We start from the raw sequence: 4797 nt of genomic DNA, 5'->3' as shown, positions 1-4797 counted from the left end.
CCTTTGGGAGTCCCGGGAACCCCGCAGATCGCGTCGCCGGACGGCGGCCCGCCCGCCGAGGCCGACCTCATCGCGGTCGAGGCGGGGAAGGAGCCGAACTTCCAGAACTGGAACGAGGCACTCTTTCCCGGCAACGCCAATGTCCTCCCCTATGACACCACCCTCGCGGTCGACGGATTCAGTTGCAATGTGCAGTTCTCGGGAGTCTCGTGCCGGGAGGATGCGACGGGCAAGGGCTTTACCGTCGCCACGGACGGGTACAAATTTGAATTCACGCCGCTGCCGGTGAGCATTCCCGGCGCGACCCCACCACCGATCGCGCCCACCGCCGCACCGCTTCCCCAGCAGGCCCGCGGATCGAATCAGTGTGGCCCCGTTACCTACCCGGAGACGGKAAAGCCCGCGACCGTGGTCATCGTGAAGGGGACACTCCGGTGCGACGAGGCGCACACGATGCTCACGAAGTACTTCACGGGACGCGACAAGAGTGAACCGGTGTACAGCTTCGACGGGTGGGAATGCCGCCTCGCGGGAGACCCGGAATCGGCGGAGATCGGCTACACGATCAACTGCACCGACGACAACGGAAACACCGTCGTCGCACAGCCGTAGAAGGCCCGTGCGCGCCCATCGCCGATGAGTCGATCGTCCGTGCGGTTGCGGACGCAACATTCGGTGCGGTCGGGGGGCAGGCCGATGAAGTCCCAGCGAGACTCGTACCCCGATGTCTACGCTGGCGCCATGCATCCTCCGAATGACCAGGCCGGTACCTGGGAAGGTTCGTGGCTCGCGGCGATGACGGTGATCAAGAGCGCTCAGCAGGTTTTCACACCGGAGAACCGCCCGCCTTCCGAACTCATCCCGCTCGTCGAACCCCTGAGCCGGCTGGGTGATGCGCTTCGGGCGACACCGCCCGACCCCGAAGAGTCACGTCGGCGCGCCGCCGACCTGGTAGCCGATCGAGACCTGATCACCTGGGCATGCCGGCCGGACCAGCCCAGCCAGATCCGGGAGTTCGGGGCAACCCTGGCCTTCCTGTCCATGAAGCTGACCACCTGACCCTCCAGCCTCACGGCGAACGAGGTGACCGGCGCAGCTCAGAATTCGTAGTCGACGACGACCGGCGCGTGATCGCTCATCCGGCGATCCGCCGCCGGGTCCCGGTCGGTGCCGGCCGTGACCGCCGTCCGCGCCAGTTGCGGCGTCGCGAGGTGGTAGTCGATGCGCCACCCGACATCGTTCACGAACGACTTTCCCAGCCACGACCACCACGAGTACGGACCGTCGACGTCCGGATGGTGTCGCCGGACGACGTCGACGAGGGTGCGCGGCGACACGATGGAGTCGAACCACTCGCGCTCCTCCGGCAGATAGCCCTCGGCCTGATTGCTGCGCCGCCAGTTCCGTACGTCGTACCGGGTGTGCGCAATGTTGAGGTCACCCATCAACAGCAGTTCTCTGCCCCGCGCGCGAGCCGTGCGGCGCGAGCGGGTCAGCTGGCGCGCGAACGCGGAGAGAAAGCGCATCTTGCGGTCGTAGCGGACGCCCCCGTCGGGGGCCTCCCGCATCCGCCCGGGCTTCTGGAGATGGGCAGGCAGGCCGCCCTTCGGCAGATACATCGAGACGACGGTGATCGGCGACTCGGCGAGGTCGACCTCGATGTACCGACCATGGTTCGCGAACTCCCCCAGACCCCGAGCCAACGGCTCCGGCTCCAGTTCGACTCTCTCGATGTGCGTTTCACCCGGTGCCTGCACCAACGCCGTGCCGCTCCACGTTCGAACCGCGACGGGTGCGCATCGAGTGAGGATCGCGACACCGTTGCGGCCGGCGAACTCGCCCTCGTCGTATGCGAGGTGATACCGGCCGAACACCCCCGGCGGGATGGCGGCGGCACGAGCGCGGACCTCCTGCAGCGCGACGACGTCGGGTTCACGCTCGCCGAGCCAGTCCTCGAAGCCGCGCCGCTGCGCCGCGCGGATCCCGTTGATGTTGAAGGTCGCGATTCGCACGGGACACAGTGTAGGGATCCGTCCCACTCCGCCCCCACTCCGGCGGGACAGTCGCCCGCCCGCACACGGGTTTCGCGGAGTTGGCCGATTTGTGTGTGAACTGGAGTACTGATTGCTAGCGTTCGCGTAGTCGAGCCCACCGTCGGGGGGAGTTGGTGATGCGGATCGCCAGAATGCGGCGAGGTGTGGCTACCTCAGCCCTTGCCGTGTCGGTCGTCCTCGGGGTCGCGACGAGCCCCGCACCCGCCGTCGCGTCGGCCGAGACGTTCTTCTTCAACGACGTCGGGTCGACGGCCGTCCCGCGGGCCGACTGCGGTCCCGGTTCGCTGCCGGAGACGGGTATGCAGGGCGACGTTCCGGCCGAAGACCGCAACAGCGGACGAAGCACCCAGGGTTATCGATGCAACATGTCGCTGCTCGGGGGCCTGCAGGATCGCGGTGGTGGCCTGCTGTCGGTGACCTACGACCACTGCTCCTACACCAGCACGTTCTTCCCCGGGAACCTGCTCGACCCCGACACACCCGGCGTGCAGGTACTCGACGTGTCGAACCCCGCGCAGCCGGTGCTGTCCACGACCCTGAACGAACCCGCGATGCTGGGTGGCACCTGGGAGAGTTTGAAGGTCAACAAGGCACGCAAGTTGCTCGCAGCCACCGCGGTCCCGGCCGCCGCAGGCACCGGCTACTTCTCCGTCTACGACATTTCCGACTGCGCCCACCCCCGGTTGCTGAACCGAGGTGCCGGGACCGATGTCACCATGCCGCTGCCGTTCATCTCGCATGAAGGCGGCTTCTCCCCCGACGGCAACACCTACTGGGTGTCCGGACCCGCCCCGGGGTTCCTCAGCGCCATCGACATCCGAAACCCGGCCGAGCCACGGATCATCTGGCAGGGATTGCACGGACTCGGCGGGCACGGTTTCGGCATCACCCCCGACGGGAACCGGATGTACCTGTCCAACCTCGGTGGGATCACCGTCCTCGACATCAGCGCTGTCCAACGCGGCGAACCGTATCCCACCGTCCCGCAACTCGCCACGTACCTGTGGACCGACGGGTTCTTCAACCAGCACAGCATTCCGGTCACGTACGACGGAAAGCCCTACATCTTCACCGTCGACGAAACGGGCGGCGGTGGAATCAAGGTCTTCGACGTCGCCGACCCGGCGCACGCCGACATCGTGCAGAAGATCAAGCTCGAGATCCAGCTTCCCGCCAACACCGCCGCGAACCTTCGGTCCTCGCAAGGCGGCTCGGTCTTCTCCTACGATCCGCACTACTGCGTGGTCGACCGCCCCGCGGACCCGACCGCACTCGCGTGTTCCTGGGAGTCGTCCGGGATCCGTGTGTTCGACATCCGCGACCTCGGCCACATCCGGGAGGTCGCCTACTACAACCCGCCGGCGCAGACCGGCAAGAATCTCCAGCTGACCAATTCACCACACGCTCTGTCGTCGCTGATCGGTGTGTCCCTCTTCGATTTCGTTCCGCTCGCCCACGCCGTCTTCGAGGGCAAGACGGATCCGCGGATCGCGTTCGGCCCACGCGCAGGAATGGTGGCGTTCGGCGACCTGTCCGCGGATTGGTGCTTCTCGCCACCGGAATTCCACGGCAACCAGATCTGGACCTCGTGCAGCGACAACGGTTTCATGGCGCTGCAGTTGGACAACTCCGTCTATCAAGCACCGGCGAATCAGGCTCCGACCTATGGGCAGTGACATGCGGCGGTCGCCATTCCGCCGTCCCATCATTCTATTGCTGTGCGCCGTGCTGCTCGGTGCCGGCGGGATTGCAGCCGGAATGTGGCTGCAGTCGGCGCGCGACACCGGCGTCGTCGGGGTTCAGCTGTCCCCGGTCGACGTCGGTTTCGCACAGGACATGTCGGTGCACCACGAGCAAGCGGTGCTGATCGCCCAGACACTGCCGCGGGACGTCGACCCGCAGATCCGGGTCATCGCCGACCAGATCGTCGCCGCGCAGACTTCCGAGATCGCGACGATGCGCGGCTGGCTCAATCTCTTCGACGAACCCTTCACCACAGCGCGGCCGATGCAGTGGATGCACGGTTCCGATCACGTCATGAGCGAACAGGGCGGCGCACCAATGCCGGGAACTGCAAGCACCAGCGAGATCACCCGCCTTGCCGGCCTGCACGGAGCAGACGCGGAGTCACTCTTCCTGCAACTCATGATCCGGCACCACCAGGGAGGCGTCGAGATGGCTGAGGCAGCCATCCACGCGGTCGCCTCGGAACCGATCCGCCGCGTCGCACGCGGGATGATCCGCGATCAGAGCAACGAGATCGCTGTGATGACAGCACTACTCGGCGCCAGGGACGCGAATCCACTCCCCCACCCCTAGGCCGCCCCTAGGCCGATCCACTCGATCGTGGCGGCAGGTCGGCGGAGGGCCTGTCGAAGGTTTTGTACGGCCACATTCCCTCACGAGTAGCGTTCATGTCAATCGCAGCCTTCTCAGATGCGCGACCTTGCTTGCAGTAGAGGGAATGACAGTATCGCCGATGGGGTCTAGATTTGGCCGCACAAATAGATGTAGCCTTGTGCAAAACCGAAGGAGCCTTCATGACGCATCGGCCGTCGCAGCCGCGGACAGATTCACCGCGGTATCTCACCGAGGACCGCCTGGCGATCCGGGACCTGGCTCGCGAGTTCGCGATGACGCAGGTGCTGCCGGTCGCGAACGAGTTGGATCCGGTGCAGGGCACGATCCCGGACACGTTGAAGAAGGCGATGGCCGAGGTCGGGTTCTTCGGGATCATGATCCC

6 protein-coding genes are annotated in these 4797 nt (G+C 66.0%); 5 read left to right on the top strand and 1 reads right to left on the bottom strand.

Annotated elements, in window-relative coordinates; translation table 11 throughout:
- Positions 1 to 612, top strand: a 612-nt coding sequence (locus AC1DWT_RS49500) for a hypothetical protein (RefSeq protein ID WP_477926092.1), incomplete at its 5' end; no start/stop codon positions are given.
- 129 nt (positions 613 to 741) lie between these two features.
- Complete coding sequence (locus AC1DWT_RS49495; RefSeq protein ID WP_206012399.1) at positions 742 to 1059, top strand: hypothetical protein; 318 nt, start codon at positions 742 to 744, stop codon at positions 1057 to 1059.
- A gap of 38 nt (positions 1060 to 1097) precedes the next feature.
- Here the strand turns inward: AC1DWT_RS49495 and AC1DWT_RS49490 are convergent, their stop codons facing one another.
- Positions 1098 to 2012, bottom strand: a complete 915-nt coding sequence (locus AC1DWT_RS49490; RefSeq protein ID WP_206012400.1) for an exodeoxyribonuclease III — start codon at positions 2010 to 2012, stop codon at positions 1098 to 1100.
- Between the two features lie 158 nt (positions 2013 to 2170).
- Here AC1DWT_RS49490 and AC1DWT_RS49485 point away from each other — a divergent pair, with 158 nt between their 5' ends.
- From AC1DWT_RS49485 to AC1DWT_RS49475, 3 genes are all read left to right on the top strand, one after another.
- Positions 2171 to 3730, top strand: coding sequence for an LVIVD repeat-containing protein (locus tag AC1DWT_RS49485; RefSeq protein WP_206012401.1), 1560 nt, complete (start codon positions 2171 to 2173; stop codon positions 3728 to 3730).
- Entirely contained in the window at positions 3720 to 4373 is a 654-nt protein-coding gene (locus AC1DWT_RS49480) for a DUF305 domain-containing protein (RefSeq protein ID WP_206012402.1), read from the top strand. Before AC1DWT_RS49485 ends, AC1DWT_RS49480 begins: the two co-directional genes overlap by 11 nt.
- A 221-nt stretch (positions 4374 to 4594) precedes the next feature.
- Positions 4595 to 4797 (top strand): acyl-CoA dehydrogenase family protein (locus tag AC1DWT_RS49475; RefSeq protein WP_477926091.1); only part of this gene is annotated, 203 nt, incomplete at its 3' end.

This window comes from Rhodococcus sp. P4_B6 (assembly GCF_056402215.1).
This window is presented reverse-complemented; position numbering and strand designations above follow the sequence as displayed.

Excerpts from the sequence above, each read along its gene's own strand:
- AC1DWT_RS49480 (WP_206012402.1), top strand. The coding sequence starts at position 3,720 with ATGGGCAGTGACATGCGGCGGTCGCCATTCCGCCGTCCCATCATTCTA.
- AC1DWT_RS49485 (WP_206012401.1), top strand. The coding sequence starts at position 2,171 with ATGCGGATCGCCAGAATGCGGCGAGGTGTGGCTACCTCAGCCCTTGCC.
- AC1DWT_RS49495 (WP_206012399.1), top strand. The coding sequence starts at position 742 with ATGCATCCTCCGAATGACCAGGCCGGTACCTGGGAAGGTTCGTGGCTC.